The sequence below is a fragment of the Enterocloster sp. 210928-DFI.2.20 genome (genome assembly GCF_020554465.1).
Taxonomy (GTDB): domain Bacteria; phylum Bacillota; class Clostridia; order Lachnospirales; family Lachnospiraceae; genus Enterocloster; species Enterocloster bolteae.
Genome location: NZ_JAJCHK010000002.1, coordinates 356,329 through 371,693, shown reverse-complemented (window position 1 = coordinate 371,693; position 15,365 = coordinate 356,329). Strand labels below are relative to the sequence as shown.

The following is a 15,365-nucleotide window of genomic DNA, read 5'->3' as shown; positions in this document are numbered from 1 at the left end:
TATGTGATTTCCCTATAGACAAGTCCTAATTTAGATAGTATTTTATTATGTTCTTTTCCGTTTGTTGGTATATATCCAGGCTGTTTTTATCCTGGAATACTCCGGGATCTCTCCCAACTGCAATATGTCTATCTCTATTCGATAAAAAATAAAACAGAGTTCCTTCATTTTCTTCCAAACATAGAAATTTGGCATAATCCTCAATGTATTCCTGCATCAACATCTTCTCCATTTATTTATCTTCCCCCTAATATTTTTGCAGTCAGTCTTAACTGTCTGTGTTGAACTATCATATCATTGATCCTAAAGCCTGCCAATCTGGGGGGTTATGGTGATTTTTTACAAAAAAAGGAAGCGTTCATATGAGAACGCTTCACACAGTTAAGCATATGTACTATATAATTCTACGACTCCCCCTCCTCAAAATAATCCCTTATCAAATTCGACAAAGTAACCTCCGCCCAGCTATACTCCGGCATATACTCCCCGACGAAAAAGTTAGAAGCCCCCTGAACCTGGCGGACCATATCGTAGCTGTCGCAGACCACAGCCTCCTTATTAATGGCATAGGTTCCTCTGCCCTTCACCACAATCTTCTCAATCCCATATTTCTTCAATGTCTGCTTCAGTCTGTGCCACGCTAAATGGACAGCCTGTTTGGCTGCGGTTTCGTCCCGTTCTCCTTCATTTAAAATCTCAGCCAGGTGAGATAATGTTACTTCCTTTCCGCTCCAGTCCACAAGTATTGCGAGAAGTTCTTTGGCTTTGCTGCTGGAAAAGTATATCAGCTCACCTTGATAATACAAATCAAAACCACCAAAGGTTTTTACATATACCTTATCCGATGTTATATCAAACATGATTCATGCTCACCTATCATCCCGTATTCAAAGAGAATCTGCTTCTCTTTGTGTGCTCCTATTTGTATCCTCCTCAGCCGTCAGGTCCTATTTATATGTTAACATAAATGTCATTGTAAGACCAGTTGTATATCCATGAAAATACAAATAATGCCCCTCCATATTTTACCTAAAATATGTATTTTTTCAACTGGTTTATTATATTTGTGATTTTAATCTGCCTCCGCAATGTTAGTAACCACCTGTGTTAAAAATAAGTGGTTAAAAAAGAAAGGCTCCGCTTCCATTCCGCGGCGCCCTTCTTTTTCACTATGGTCCTTCGTTTCTTATCCTAAAATCCTGTATACCCAGGTGTCAGCCGCAGCTTCCTCAGGGCTGCCGCCTTTACCGCACCTGCATACCTCTTTTATTTTCCCACCACCTTGTACGTCTCCTCCACAATACGCTCCATGGCGTTGAGAATGTTTTCATACCCTGTGCATCTGCACAGGTGGCCGGATATCAGCTTGCGCAGCTCATCGCGGTTATACCGCTTTCCGGTACCTACGATCTCCACCGCTGTCATGATCAGTCCCGGCGTACAGAAACCGCACTGAACTGCCGCTTCCTCTATAAATGCCTTCTGGATGGTGCTCAGCTCGCCGTTTGGCCCTTTTAACCCTTCCACTGTCATGATGCTGCGGCCTTCCGCCCACATGGTCAGGTAGATGCAGCTGTCTATGGCCTCTCCGTCCACCAGCACTGTGCAGGCGCCGCACTCCCCTACTTCACAGCCCTTTTTCACACTGGTCAGTCCCAGGCGGTTCCGCAATGTCTCCAGAAGGGATTCTCTTGGGTCCACTGCCAACTCCACTTCTTTTCCATTAACAGTCATATGCACTATGTTAAGCATCCCACTCACCTCCTGCGTTGATTACGGCCTGCTTTACGGCACGCCTTCCCAGCTCCTCCACCAGCTGCAGCCTGAACTCCCTGGAAGCCCTCCAGCTGGAACGCGGATTTACTTCCTCCAGAGCGCCTTTTCCCACAGCCTGGGCCAGGGCCTCCCCTGTTTCCATTCCCTTTACAGCCTCTTCCGTCGTATGGCAGCGGATCGGAGTGGGCGCAGCCACCCCGTATGCCAGGCGAAGGTCCTGTATGTGTTTCTTATCCTCTGTCAGCTTCACGCTTACAGCACACCCCAGGGTGGCGATCTCCATGGCATTTCTCTTGCCGTATTTGATATATTGACCGCCGTAGCCCTGGTAGTTCTCTTTCTTTATCCGGATAGCCGTCAGCACTTCATCGTGATTCCTCACAGTCCTTCCCGGCCCGGTGTACCACTGGCTGATAGGCACCTCCCTGACGCCGTCAGGCCCCTTAAGGACCAGGTCCGCGGCCAGGCAGCACAGGCTGCTGGCGCTGTCCGCGCTGGTCACGCCGTTGCACACATTGCCGCCTATGGTTCCGATGTTGCGCAGCTGGGGACCGCCTGCCATGTCCACCGCATCTCCCAGCATGGGAATATGCTTCTGAATGATGTCATTATTGGTAATATGGGAAAATGTGGTGGCCGGACCTATGACAATGGTTCCGTCCTCCTCCATTCTTATGCCCTCCAGCTCCTTAATCCCGTGAATGCTAACCAGGGAGCAGCCGGCCAGCTTTCCCTCCCTGATTTTAATCAGCACATCGCTGCCTCCGGAGATGACCACTGCCTCAGGGTCTTCCACTAGGGCGCGCACCGCATCTTGCACATCTGCTGCCTGATAAAATTTTCCGATATCATACATGCTGTTTCACCGCCCTTTCTATATTAATCCTGCTTCCTTGAAATGCTTCACCATCTTCTGTGGATCCATGGGCAGACTGTCCACTGCAACGCCTGTGGCGTTAAGCACTGCGTTGCGCACAGCCGGGGCAACCGGAATCGCCGGCGGCTCCCCAAGCGCCTTATTTCCAAAGGGACCTGTGGGATCATCCAACTCCACAAAGAGTGCGTTTAAGTCCGGAGTATCCATGGCTGTTGGCAGCTTATAATCCAGCAAATTGTCGTTTAACGGTCTCCCTTTTGCGTCAAAGAGCAGCTCCTCGCTGAGTCCGTAGCCCAGTCCCATGCTCATGCCGCCGTGTACCTGGGCAGCAGCCAGCTTGGGGTTAATCAGTTTCCCGCTGTCATGTACATTGACGATATTGGTCACCTTCACCTTGCCCAAAGGCATATCCACCTCCACCTCCGCAAAGCAGGCACCCGTGGCAAATGTATTGGTCTTGCAATGGCTGGTGGCCTCTGCCGTGATATGTACGGAGCGGTCCAGGCTGTAAAATGCCGTGGTGGCCAGCTCCTCCATGGGCAGCAGCTGCGTTCCGGTCTCCTTATCCACAATGTGGTTATCCCTCACATCCAGGGTATCCTGGGGCTTCTCCAGCATATAAGCAGCGTAATCCAGTATCTTTTCCTTAAATATAGCGCCGGTTTTCTTCACTGCCATACCGCTGACATAGGTCTGCCTGGAAGCATATGCGCCGGTATCAAAGGGGCTTACGTCCGTATCCTGGGTGGACAGCACATTTACCTTATCTTCCGTGATTCCGGTCACCTCTGCCGCCATCTGGGTAAACACGGTGTCGGCGCCCTGGCCGATTTCCGTTGCCCCCATCTGCAGCTGCATGGAGCCGTCCTGGTTCAGTATCATGCGGCAGGACGCTGTTTCCAGGGATATGGGATATACGCCTGTCTTATAGCAGAAGATAGCCATACCGATTCCCTTTCGCACGGGTCCTGTCTGGTTTTCATATTCCCTGCGTTTCTCATCCCAGCGGATGAATTCCCGGCCCTTTTCCATACATTCCGCCAGGCCGTATGTATTGCATTTCACATGAGTGTGGGGGTCAACGTATCCCGGCCTCATGCAGTTCTTTTTCCTGAATTCCAACGGGTCCATGTGAAGGGCCAGGGCCAGGTCGTCTGCCATGCATTCCGCGGCAAACGCTGCCTGGGGAATTCCGTATCCCCTCATGGCGCCGCCCGTGGCCAGATTGGTGTACACAGTCCAGGCATCGGACTCCAGCACCTTCTCATCCTTGTAAATCTGCTTGAACTCATTGGAGGAGTTGGCTACGATGGCATGGGCATGGGACGCGTATCCGCCCTGGTTGGAATATGCCTCCAGCTTCCTGGCAACCAGCGTGCCGTCCTTCCTGGCCGCTGCCTTTACCTTGAACTCGATGGCATGGCGCACCCTGGTACATCCCAGAGTTTCTTCCCTGGATATCTCCATCCTTACCCCTCTTCCTCCCACCTGGGTGGTAAGGAAAGCATTTAAGGGCTCATAGAGTACATCCTGCTTGTTGCCGAATCCGCCGCCGATGTAGGGCTTTATCACACGGATTCGGCCCATGGGCAGTCCCAGCGCCTGGCTGATGACACGGCGCACAATATGGGGGATCTGTGTGGATGTGGTGACGATGATTCTTCCCTTTTCCATATAGGCAAAGGAGATGGGCGTTTCTATGTGGCAGTGCTGCACGCTCTGGGTCCGGTAGTCCTTTTCTATCTCCACCAGTCCCTCCTCCTTCACTGCTTCCCCGTAAGTCCCTTCGCCCACCACAAAAGAAGAATGGGCAATGACATTTCCCGGTTTTTCATCGTGAAGTCGGGATGCGCCCTCTGCCATGGCGTCCTCCATGGTCAGCAGGGGAGCATACTCCTCATACTCCACCTTCACAAGCCTGGCTGCCCTGGCTGCCGCTATATCGTCCTCCGCTATCACGGCTGCAATATCGTCTCCATAGACCCGCACCCTGGTATTGAGAAGTTTCCTGTCCGCAATATCCTGATGGGCCGTTTCCACGGACCATGGATGGCCGGGTGTGGGGAACTGGATGTCCGGCACATCGAAGCACGTAACAATCTTCACTACCCCCGGCACCTTCCGTGCTTCTTCCAAATCAAAGCTTTTTACCACGCCGTTGGCGATGGTGCTGCGTATTACCTTTGCCACCAGAAGACCCTGTGGCTCTAAATCGGCTGTATACCTGGCACTGCCTGTGACTTTGTCAAATGCGTCAACGCGGGTCATGTTTTTACCAATTCCCATGGTGTGCTCTACCTCCTTATCCTGAATGCGCAAACGCCTGTATTCCAGGCGTCTGCATTATATGCTGCTCGTTTTAAATTAATACATACTTAAGTACAAATAATATAGCCAATATATACATCAGAAGGCTGATTTTCTTCTCCTTCGCATGGCCGGTTGCAACGTTGATAACCACGTAGGAGATAACGCCCATTGCAATACCTTCGGAAATGCTGTACATGAAAGGCATGGCGATGATGGCGATGTAGCTTGGAATTGCCTCTGTAAAGTCGTTGAAATCAATCTTCAAAATTGAGCTGATCATCAGGAAACCTACGATAATCAGAGCCGGTGCCGTTGCAAAGGACGGGATGGCTAAGAAAATCGGTGACAGGAACAGGGACAGACCAAAGAATATAGCTGCCACTACGGATGTAAGTCCGGTTCTTCCGCCTTCCGCAACACCGGAAGCGCTCTCAACGAATGTGGTTGTGGTGGAGGTACCGAATACAGCGCCAAGGGAGGTACCGATGGCATCAGACAGAAGGGCGCCTCTAATCTTAGGAAGCTTTCCGTCCTTATCCAGCATGTCGGCCTTGGATGCCACGCCAATCAGTGTTCCCAGTGTATCGAACATATCCACAAACAGGAACGCGAACATGATGGTTACAAAGTTCAGGGACAGGATGCCGCTGAAATCCATCTTAAAGAAGGTGGGCGCCATGCTCTGGATACCGAAACCGCTGGAGAAATCAGGAAGTACGCTGAACATTCCCAGCTCTGCATTTGGCTGGTACAGCCCTGTCACTTCGCAGATAATACCTAAAATCCATGTGATGAGAATACCCCAGAGGATGTTTCCCTTTATGTTCTTAACAACCAGGATACCGGTAATAAGTACGCCGATAAGGGCCAGCAGTACAGTGATTCCAACAGAATTAAATGTTCCTGCGTCCAGAGAGCCTTTGAATGAAAATACGGATACAAGGGTGGCGCTCTCCACCACGATTTTAGCGTTCTGCAGACCGATGAAGGCGATAAAAAGCCCGATACCTGCGGATACTGCGTGTTTCAGATTCATGGGAATGGCATTGAAAATAGCTTCACGCACATTGGTAAGAGACAGTGCGATGAAGATAAGGCCTTCCACAAATACGGCTGCCAGAGCCATCTGCCAGGTATAACCCATCTGGAGTACTACGGTGTATGCAAAGTAAGCATTCAGTCCCATGCCGGGCGCCAGCACAAAAGGATAATTGGCAAATGCAGCCATCAGCAGGGTGGCAACCAGGGATGCAAGGGCAGTGGCTGTAAAGACAGCACCTCTGTCCATTCCCGTGGCGCTCAGGATGTTCGGATTCACTGCAAGGATGTAGGCCATTGTCATGAACGTGGTGATACCGGCAATTACCTCTGTTTTGACATCTGTGTGGTTTTCCGACAGGTGAAATACTTTTTCCAGGAATCCCTGATTTGATTTGTTCTCCATACTTCATACCTCCTTGAATTCATACCTATAGTTTTCCGCTGTTTCTATTTTAAAGAACGGTACCCCTTTCCGCCCTTTTATGTATCTATTCAATTTTCATTTAAAACATCTTCTGTTAAAATATCTTTCTGCCCGCCACATACTTGGCGTCAATATGGCGCTCATCCGAAAGGTAAATGAACCGCTCCAGCCGCTCCTTTAAGCTCAGAGACTGAGGATGCTTAAGGCTCTCGTCGTTCAGCACCAGCGCGTCTAACTCATATCCTTCCTCAAAGCTTCCGGCCTTTCCGAAGAATCCGCCGCCGCCCTTTGTTCCCAGGTAGAATGCCTCCTCTGCCGTAAGGGGCTTGCATGTCTCATCCACCAGTCTCCAGCGCAGCTTCGACACCTGGATGGCGTCAGCCATGGCTCTGAACACGGACTCTCCCGCGCCTCCGGCCACATCCGTGCCAAGTCCTGTGGGGATACCCTGTTCCAGATAGGTCCTGACGGGCGCAATGCCGGAGGACAGGTTGGTGTTGGACTGGGGACAATGGGCCACGTATACGCCGTTGTCCCTCATTCTCTGTATTTCCTCTTCCGGCGGCCACACACAGTGGGCCATGATGGTTTTCACGCCGCTGCCGAACATGCCGAAATGGTCGTATGCATCGCCGTAAAACTCAGACCACGGGCAAAGTTCCTTCACCCAGTCAATCTCTCCCTTGTTTTCCGACAGATGGGACTGGACCGGAAGATCATACTCCATCTGAATCTTCTTGAGCTCTTCCATCAGGGTGTCGGAGCAGGTGGGAATGAACCTTGGCGTGAGAATGGGAGCCGTGTTCCTGTACCGTCCCTTTATGTCCTCCAGCCATTGTCTGGTCTCCCTCAGGGATTCCTCTGTCTCCTCCACCAGGATATCCGGACTGTTCCGGTCCATATTCACCTTGCCTACCATGGTCTTAAGTCCGGTCTCCTCCATCAAATCCATGAGAAGCTCCGTAGCCTCCCTGTGCATGGTTGCAAATATACAAGCCCTTGTGGTTGCACTGTGTTTCATGTTTTCCGCAAATATGGTATACGCCTTCCCGGCATACTCCATATCGCTGTACTTGGCCTCCTCTGGAAACGTCCGCGTGTTCAGCCATTCCAATAGTTCAAGGTCCATACCCAGACCTCTGAATGAATACTGCGGGGCATGGAGATGAAGGTCCGTAAGACCCGGCACAATCAGCCTGTCTCCATAATCCGTCAGAGGAAAGCCTGCATACATCTGCGGAAGTTCTTTGTACACGCCGGCTGATTCGCCGTCTGCACATACCAGATATCCCTGTTCCACACAAATCAGTGTGCGGGAATCCTGGCTGTAGCAGATATTGCCCTTTAATACAAAATTTTCTGCCATATGCTCCTCCTTTTCCGTGATACGCCGGTGACCGGCGCACCCTTGTATTCACCCGTACAGCGGCGGGCCCGGGCTTCTATCTGCATTTTTTTGCAAACAAAAAAACCACCGCTGTTCCTAAGGCTTCACATCAGCCTGTCTCCGGCGCCCCGGGCAGTACCTGATGTGAAAACTTATAGTCAACTATTACGGTAGTTGGTAGAAACGCTCAACCTATCTTGAGCATATATAAGTTTTGAATACTTATACTTCTATTCTATTGCGTCATCTTCTGACATCTTGAGTCTATCACAATAGACAACTCAATGTCAATATATCTTGTGTTTTTTGTGCATTTTCTACATTTTGTATAAAATAATTGGCAGATATATGAAATTCCTCCTTTTTCTTTGTGCGAAACCAATATTCTTCTAAAAATATAACGATATGATTAATATAGATCCGCCAGCTGGAGGAGCTGTCCCAAACGTGTCCGGAACGCCGGACGGTTTACGGCTGGCATACGCCGTTTTACGGTGTGATTTTGTTTATTCCGGTTAACAGAAACAGTATAACAGCAGAAGAAACAGGCCGGTTATGAACCTATGCAAAAAACCAGAAGGAACTCTCCATCAAGAAAATTTCCTCCTGGTTTTTTTACATTTTTAAAGAGAAAGAGCTGTTTGGTCATCTGTTTAAATGACTTTCCCCCACGCTTCCCATCCTCTGTCACCGCGCCAAATCGTCTGCCAGGCGCTTGATCTTCTCCCGCTCCCCAATCACAATCACCGTATCCTCGTCCTGGAACACATAATCCGGGCTTACATCTGTGGTCAGCCATCCGCCTCTGGTGATGGCGATTATGTTGATGCCGTACCGGTTCCTCAGCTGTGCATCCCGCACAGACTGGCCCGTAAGCTTCCTGGTGGTCTTTATTTCAGATATATCCACGTTCTGATCCAGCTCAAAGAGATTAAATATGCGCTTGGAGATAAGCCTTCTGGCCAGGCGGACTGCCATGTCCCTTTCAGGATATACCACCTGGGCTCCGATTTTCTCCAGAATCTCGCCCTGTTCCGGGCTGTTGGCCTTGGCCACCACCTGGGGCACACCCAGATTGATTACATTGAGAGTGGTGAGAATGCTCACATCCACCTTGTCACCGATGCAGACCACCACCACATCGCAGTTCTGTATTCCTGTCTCCCGCAGTGTCTCCTTCTGCAGATCCTTTACCACATACGCATGTTCCGTGTAGTTTCTGGCCTGCCTGATTTTTTCCTCGCTTCTGTCCAGCACCATAAGCTCCTTATCCGCCTCTGCCAGGGTTGCCGCCAGTGCGCTTCCAAACCTTCCCAGACCTATGATTCCATAGGACATTGCCTCTGTCTGTTTCCGTGCCATATATAAAACCTCCTCTATCCATTCAAAATGTGCTTACCGCTATTTCACTTATCTTCCCCTATCCGATGGAAATGCTTCCTTCCGCATAGGATACGGATTTAGTGGGTTTGAATACCCAAATCGTCACAATGGTCAGCGGCCCCAGTCTGCCGATATACATTACCAGCACCTCCAGAAGCTTGCTTAGGGAGCTGAGTCCCGGCGTAATGCCGGTGGACAGACCCACGGTTCCGAAAGCCGATGTGATTTCAAACAGAATATCCTCAAAAGGAATCCCAGGCTCCAGGATACACATGAAAAAGGTTCCCAGGCACACCACCAGGGCCGACAGCGCCGTCACAATGGCTGCCTTGTAAAATGCCTCCTGGGGAATCCGGTAATGGAAGGCATGGGGCTCCTCATTGCAGGCAGCACCTTTGATGGTATGAAACAAAGTAAATAAGGTGCTGGTCTTGATGCCGCCTCCTGTGGACCCCGGTGAAGCGCCGATGAACATGAGCACGGAAACGCTCAGCAGTCCGGCGGAAGTGAATTCTCCCAGAGGAAATGTGGAAAAGCCCGCTGTCCTGGCCGATACACTGGTAAAGAACGCGCCCAGCCAGGTAATATCCTCTGTCAGCCAAATCAGTACTGTGCCGGATGCCAAAAGTATCAGGGTTGTCACAATCACCGCCTTGGAGTGAAGGCACAGCTTTTTAAAGGAGCGGTTCTTTATCAAATCCATGATGACCAGGAAGCCCAGCCCTCCAAATATAATCAGTCCTGCCGTAGTCAGGTTCAGCAGCACATTGTCCTGATATCCCGTCAGGTTTTTAAGTCCCCCCAGTATATCAAATCCCGAATTGTTAAACGCGGCCACAGAGTGGAACAGGCTGATGCCAACCGCCTTTAAGGGCGGATAATCCCTGGAAAATACCAGGAAGCTTAAGACAGCTCCCACGCCCTCAAAACAAAGGGTGGTAATCAGTACATTTCTCACCAGACACACGATTCCCCTGCCGGAATCCAGGTTAAGGGCTTCCTTTACCAGAAGGCGTTCCTTTAAATTCACCCTTTTTCCAAGAGCCAGAATCACGCCCACGCCCACTGAGGTCACACCCAGACCGCCAATCTGAATCAAAAGAGCCACCACGGTCTGGCCCAGAGCCGTATAGGTATCGGCTGTGTCCACGGCTATAAGACCGGTAACACACACTGCGCTGGTGGATGTAAACAGAGCATCCACATAATGAAGCCTGACTCCCGGCTTTATACACACCGGCAGCATCAGCAAAAAAGATCCTGTAAGAATAACGGCCAGAAAACCAATGGCAATGATTCTGGCCGGAGACTGCCTTTCCAGATACTTCATATAATCACCTCCTAGTGCCTTCAAGCTTACCACTAAGGGCATAAAGCAGGTATAACGGAACCGCCTCCGGTATAAAGATTATATAAATATTATATAAAGATACAGTCATTTAACCCAAAGATATGATATACTGTCCGGGTAGACAATGAAGGAGGTTTTTCATTCCATGGCCCATTCCCGAATCCTTGACACCCTAAAAACCATGGCAGTCCTGGCCGCAGCCACTGCCATTGGATTCCTGTTAGAAACCCTTGGCCTGTCCCAGGCCAATATCATTACCGTATATATTCTGGGAGTCCTGGTGGTGGCGGCAGTCACAGCCAGCCGCTGGTACAGCATCAGCGCTTCCCTGGCCAGCGTACTGCTGTTCAACTACATATTTACAGAGCCCATGTTCGTCCTGAAGGCAGAGGACGCAGGCACCCAGCTTACCCTTCTGATTACATTTCTGGCAGCTGTATTTACCAGTTCCTTCACCGTGCAGATGAAAGAAAAGGCACGGCTTTCCCAACAGGATGCCTACCGCTCCGGCGTCATCCTGGACACCAGCCAGATGCTCCAGAAGGCCGCTGCACCGGCGGATATCCTGACCTGTACCGCCATACAGCTGAACAAGCTGCTCAAAAGGGACATTACCTGCTTTGAACAGGATGGAGCCGGCCTTAAGTCCCCCCTTTGTTTCCGTGAGTACTCTTCTCCCGCAACAGGAAGGGGACCGGCCCCTGACACCTTAGAGGAACTGACTGCTGCCCGGAAATGCTTTCAGGAGGGAAAGGAAACAGGGGCTGCCACAGGGCTGTTTCCTGCAGCAGCTTACCACTTCCTGCCCCTTCAAAGCTCAGGCGCTGTCTATGGCGTCATGGGAATCCATGTGGGCACCACGCCTCCCGGCGACTTTGAAAACAGTCTGGCAGTAGCCATCATAGCCCAGTGTTCCATGGCGCTGGAAAAAGAATATATTTCCAGGAAGCGGGAGGAGGAAGCGGCCATGGCCCGGGCAGAACAGCTCCGGAGCAATCTGCTGCGTTCCATCTCCCATGACCTGCGCACCCCGCTCACCAGCATATCCGGCAATGCAGGTGTCCTGATGAGCGATGGGGAGAACCTGTCGGCCGAACACCGTAGCCGGATATACAGGGACATATACGATGATTCCATGTGGCTTATCAATCTGGTGGAAAACCTTCTGTCCATCACCCGTATGGAAGGCCAGGGCGTCCACCTGCACATGGAAACCGAATTGCTGGAGGAAGTCATAGACGAAGCCATGCGCCATATCAACCGGCGTCACGAACACCACACCATCAGGGTAAATCAGGTGGGTGACTATATCCTGGCTGACATGGATGCCAGGCTGATTATACAAGTCATAACCAACCTGGTGGACAATGCGGTGAAGTACACGCCGGAAGGTTCCACCATCATGGTAAACAGCCGCCAGGAAGGCGCCTCTGCCGTCATTGACGTCAGCGACAACGGGCCCGGTATTCCCGATGAATCAAAGGAAAAAATTTTTGAAATGTTCTATACCACCGGCCACAAATCCGCAGACGGAAAGCGGGGCATGGGACTGGGACTGCCCCTTTGCAGGGCAATACTGAGCGCCCACAAGGGCACCATCGAAGTTTTAGACAACAAACCTGCCGGAAGCATATTCCGGCTTACATTACCAGCCAAGGAGGTATCCTTACATGAATAAGCCATCCATCCTGATTATAGAGGATGACAAAGCAGTGAAAAATCTCATCGCCACCACCCTGGAGATGCACGATTACCATTATATATGGGCGGATAAGGGAGAACAGGGCATCCTGTCCGCTGCTTCCCAGAGACCTGACATCATCTTACTGGACCTGGGGCTTCCGGACATGGACGGAGTGGACGTGATTCTTAAAATCCGTTCCTGGACCAATACCCCCATTATTGTCATCAGCGCCAGAAGCGAGGACAGCGACAAGATAGCGGCCCTGGACGCCGGGGCGGACGACTATTTGACCAAGCCTTTTTCCGTGGACGAGCTTTTGGCCAGACTCCGCTCCACCCAGAGACGGTTAAGCTATATGCAGTCTCTGGAGGAAGTACAGACCTCCCTGTTTGCCAACGGCGGGCTGACCATTGACTATGCGGCGGGATGCGCCTGCCTGGACGGGGAGGAACTGCACCTGACTCCCTATGAATACAAGCTTCTCTGCCTCCTTGCCCACAATGTTGGAAAGGTCCTGACCCACTCCTACATAACCCGGGAAATATGGGGTGCAGCCTGGGAAGGGGACGTGGCCTCCCTCCGCGTTTTCATGGCCTCCCTGCGGAAAAAGATTGAAAAAAATCCCTCACAGCCCCAGTACATCCAGACCCACGTGGGAGTGGGTTACCGGATGATGAAGCGGTAAGGGATTATACAACCAATAGATGAAATCCGATGGTATTTATGTCATTATTTATGTCATGAAACCCTTCAGAGCCCAGTCATATGTATCCATGGCCTGCTGGAAGCCTGTGTCTGCCCTTTCTTTGGCAGCGGCGGCATCCATGTAGGCCGCTTTTGCCTCCAGATATTCCTGGCGCGACAGCATTCCCAGGGCCAGCTTGTTGGATGCTGCCTGGAACGCGGCTTCCTGGGATGCCATGGACGTTGCTGCGCTGGTCCAGAGTGTCTGGCTGGCCAGGACATCCTGATACAGTGTATCCAGCTGGCCGTACATAGCCTCCTCACTCTGGCGGATATCCCGCTGGCGGGCATGGAGTTCTTTATTGGAGCTGGCTCCTCCGCTCCTCTGTTCCCTCAGGGAATAATTGTTGCCCAGCGCGCGCCATTTGTCGGTGCTGCCTCCCATTTCCAGGACACGCTCAGGCCGGGGCGCTGGCATGGGACCGACTTCTGCCTGGGAGCCTTCCGGATATCCGGTGAGAATGAATAATTCCTTCTTCACCCGTTCCATCTCGTCCTGTACAGCCTTTGCCTTGGCAGCTGCCGCATCAGCCTCTTTTCCTGCCTGGTCCGCCTGGGCGGCAGAGGCGCTTCCTGTCTGGACCTGGCGCAGCAGCTTCTCATACTGGCTCTGTTTCCACTCTGCCTGAGCCAAAGCCGCATCCTGTTCCGCTTTAAGGGTATTATAGGTGCCCATAAGATTCTGGGCTGTCCAGAGTACGGTATCCTCTATCCTGCGAAGGGACATGGACGCCTGGCTGCCCTGGGCAGAGCGGATCTGCTTATCCATATCCTTGGCCGCATCCTCCAGGGTCTTGGCCTGGGCCCGGTACTGGCCGGCACTGTCTTTGTCCCCGTTCTTCTCCAGGTCCTCGGCCTCCTCCCTGAGAAGACGTCTGGTTTCCATGATTTCCTCCCTGGCATTCTCGTACCGCGCCAGGCGGCTGTCATACTGCGCCTGTTCCATCTGTATCTGGGGGCTGCTGGCTTTTACCAGCGTCTCTAACTCCTCATAACGAATGACATCGGGCATTGCATCTGCATGGGCCTCCAGAGGGTACAGGCAGGCAAAGAAGAGGCCCATGAAGAGCAGTAAGTATTTTTTCACCATATCCTATGCCCCCTCTGTCTGTGCAAGGCCGTTGACCGCCCATCTGTAATCCTCCAGGGCCTGCCTGTATTTCAGGCCTGCCGTGTCGCATGCGGACTGGCTGGAGGCCATGGTTCCCTGCTGCTGTATATATTCATTTTTGGAAATCATGCCCTGGCTGTATTTGCGCTCGGCTGTCTGGGCCCCGGTACGGGCCAGCTCCAGCTCGCCCGCCGCCTGTTCATAATCAGCCCTGGCCTGCTCCAAAAGCTTATATCTGGCCTCCACATCCGCCTCAATCTGCCTGCGGCCAGTCTCCACCTTTTGGTTCATCACATCCCACTGGGTCCCGTTGCCTGTAAATGTCAGACGGCGCTCATTGGCTGTCTGGGTAAAGTTCTGCTCTATGGCCCTTTCCTTATCAAACTCCAGGTCAATCTGATCCATCTCCCCGGCATCCGGCACCGGCACTTCCCTGATATCCGGCTGGGCATTGTGATCCCAACCCGTCATGACGCAGAGCTCTCTGCGCAGTCCGTCCCTCTCCCTGTCATTGGTCTCCAGGGCTGCCTGGGCTGCCTCCATCTTTTCCCGGGCCCCAAGCAGCTCAGCCTGGGTAGCCATGCCCTGGCCTGCTTTCACTGCCATGGCCTCATACTTTGACCTGGCCTGGTTCACATCCTCCTCCAGGGCAGGACGCGCCTTGGCCTTCTGCCAGTAGGATATCATCTTTGTCTGGGCATCCTTTACAAGAACAGCCTCCTGTCTGTCGTACTCCAGCTTCTTCACCCGTCCGTCCTCATTCTGTGAATCAGCCAGCTCCTGGTTCTGTTCAGCCTGCAGGCGGGCGCTTATGGCCCCCACCGCTGTTCCCGCATATCCCGGCTGGTCCTCATTGACGGAATCCATTATCTTATCGCTGGAATCATAGAGCCTGTCAGCAATATCCTGGTAGGCATTTTTCATTTCATCGTGGTCCTTGCCCCTGTAGTCGTCGTATTCCAGACGGTTATTGATAACCGTGGCATTGTATTCGTGGACCAGGTCAGCCAGCTCCCCGTATTCCAGCACATCATCCCTCAGCGCCGCCCATTTGTCCGCAGAATAGGCAAACTCCGGGCTGGCCCATGCAGTCACCGGCCGCAGCATGCCCGGAACCGGGGCCAGCATCAGGGCCAATCCCATGGCTCCTGCTCTCTTCCATGTACCGCTCATCCGTCTCACTTGCTTTCCTCCTGTCTCGATTCTTGATTTCCTCCGGCCGCATCCTTTGATATCCTCCAGCCGCATCATTGATTTCCTCCGGCCGCATCCTTGAT

13 protein-coding genes and 1 riboswitch are annotated in these 15,365 nt (G+C 51.9%); of the genes, 2 read left to right on the top strand and 11 right to left on the bottom strand.

Going from position 1 to position 15,365, the window contains the following annotated elements:
* Nucleotides 1-25: 25 nt before the first annotated feature.
* From LI015_RS04380 to LI015_RS04340, 9 genes are all read right to left on the bottom strand, one after another.
* Nucleotides 26-232, bottom strand: coding sequence for a hypothetical protein (locus tag LI015_RS04380; RefSeq protein ID WP_007037027.1), 207 nt, complete (start codon nt 230-232; stop codon nt 26-28).
* A gap of 172 nt (nt 233-404) precedes the next feature.
* On the bottom strand, nt 405-860 hold the full coding sequence (locus tag LI015_RS04375) for a hypothetical protein (protein ID WP_002572086.1): 456 nt from the start codon (nt 858-860) through the stop codon (nt 405-407).
* 406 nt (nt 861-1,266) lie between these two features.
* A complete protein-coding gene (gene xdhC / locus LI015_RS04370) occupies nt 1,267-1,752 on the bottom strand; it encodes a xanthine dehydrogenase subunit XdhC (protein WP_002569822.1) in 486 nt (161 codons plus the stop codon).
* Nucleotides 1,745-2,632 carry a xanthine dehydrogenase subunit XdhB gene (gene xdhB / locus LI015_RS04365; RefSeq protein ID WP_227124220.1) on the bottom strand — a complete coding sequence of 296 codons (888 nt, stop codon included), beginning with the start codon at nt 2,630-2,632 and terminating at the stop codon, nt 1,745-1,747. The genes xdhC and xdhB overlap by 8 nt, the downstream gene beginning before the upstream one ends.
* Nucleotides 2,633-2,650: 18 nt before the next feature.
* Entirely contained in the window at nt 2,651-4,939 is a 2,289-nt protein-coding gene (xdhA, locus tag LI015_RS04360) for a xanthine dehydrogenase subunit XdhA (protein WP_227124219.1), read from the bottom strand.
* 73 nt (nt 4,940-5,012) lie between these two features.
* Complete coding sequence (locus LI015_RS04355; protein WP_002569825.1) at nt 5,013-6,407, bottom strand: NCS2 family permease; 1,395 nt, start codon at nt 6,405-6,407, stop codon at nt 5,013-5,015.
* 115 nt (nt 6,408-6,522) lie between these two features.
* Nucleotides 6,523-7,794 carry an amidohydrolase family protein gene (locus LI015_RS04350; protein ID WP_227124218.1) on the bottom strand — a complete coding sequence of 424 codons (1,272 nt, stop codon included), beginning with the start codon at nt 7,792-7,794 and terminating at the stop codon, nt 6,523-6,525.
* Between the two features lie 156 nt (nt 7,795-7,950).
* Nucleotides 7,951-8,046: riboswitch (purine riboswitch) on the bottom strand.
* 456 nt (nt 8,047-8,502) lie between these two features.
* Nucleotides 8,503-9,177 carry a potassium channel family protein gene (locus LI015_RS04345; protein ID WP_002569827.1) on the bottom strand — a complete coding sequence of 225 codons (675 nt, stop codon included), beginning with the start codon at nt 9,175-9,177 and terminating at the stop codon, nt 8,503-8,505.
* A gap of 58 nt (nt 9,178-9,235) precedes the next feature.
* Entirely contained in the window at nt 9,236-10,528 is a 1,293-nt protein-coding gene (locus tag LI015_RS04340) for a TrkH family potassium uptake protein (protein WP_002575795.1), read from the bottom strand.
* A gap of 166 nt (nt 10,529-10,694) precedes the next feature.
* Here LI015_RS04340 and LI015_RS04335 point away from each other — a divergent pair, with 166 nt between their 5' ends.
* Both LI015_RS04335 and LI015_RS04330 read left to right on the top strand, forming a co-directional pair.
* On the top strand, nt 10,695-12,227 hold the full coding sequence (locus tag LI015_RS04335) for an ATP-binding protein (RefSeq protein ID WP_117625359.1): 1,533 nt from the start codon (nt 10,695-10,697) through the stop codon (nt 12,225-12,227).
* Nucleotides 12,220-12,918 carry a response regulator gene (locus LI015_RS04330; RefSeq protein ID WP_002569830.1) on the top strand — a complete coding sequence of 233 codons (699 nt, stop codon included), beginning with the start codon at nt 12,220-12,222 and terminating at the stop codon, nt 12,916-12,918. Before LI015_RS04335 ends, LI015_RS04330 begins: the two co-directional genes overlap by 8 nt.
* Nucleotides 12,919-12,966: 48 nt before the next feature.
* Here LI015_RS04330 and LI015_RS04325 read toward each other — a convergent pair whose 3' ends face one another.
* Nucleotides 12,967-14,067: a TolC family protein gene (locus LI015_RS04325; protein ID WP_227124217.1), complete on the bottom strand. Its 1,101-nt coding sequence runs from the start codon at nt 14,065-14,067 to the stop codon at nt 12,967-12,969.
* A gap of 3 nt (nt 14,068-14,070) precedes the next feature.
* A complete protein-coding gene (locus LI015_RS04320; protein WP_319638713.1) occupies nt 14,071-15,270 on the bottom strand; it encodes a TolC family protein in 1,200 nt (399 codons plus the stop codon).
* Nucleotides 15,271-15,365: the final 95 nt, after the last annotated feature.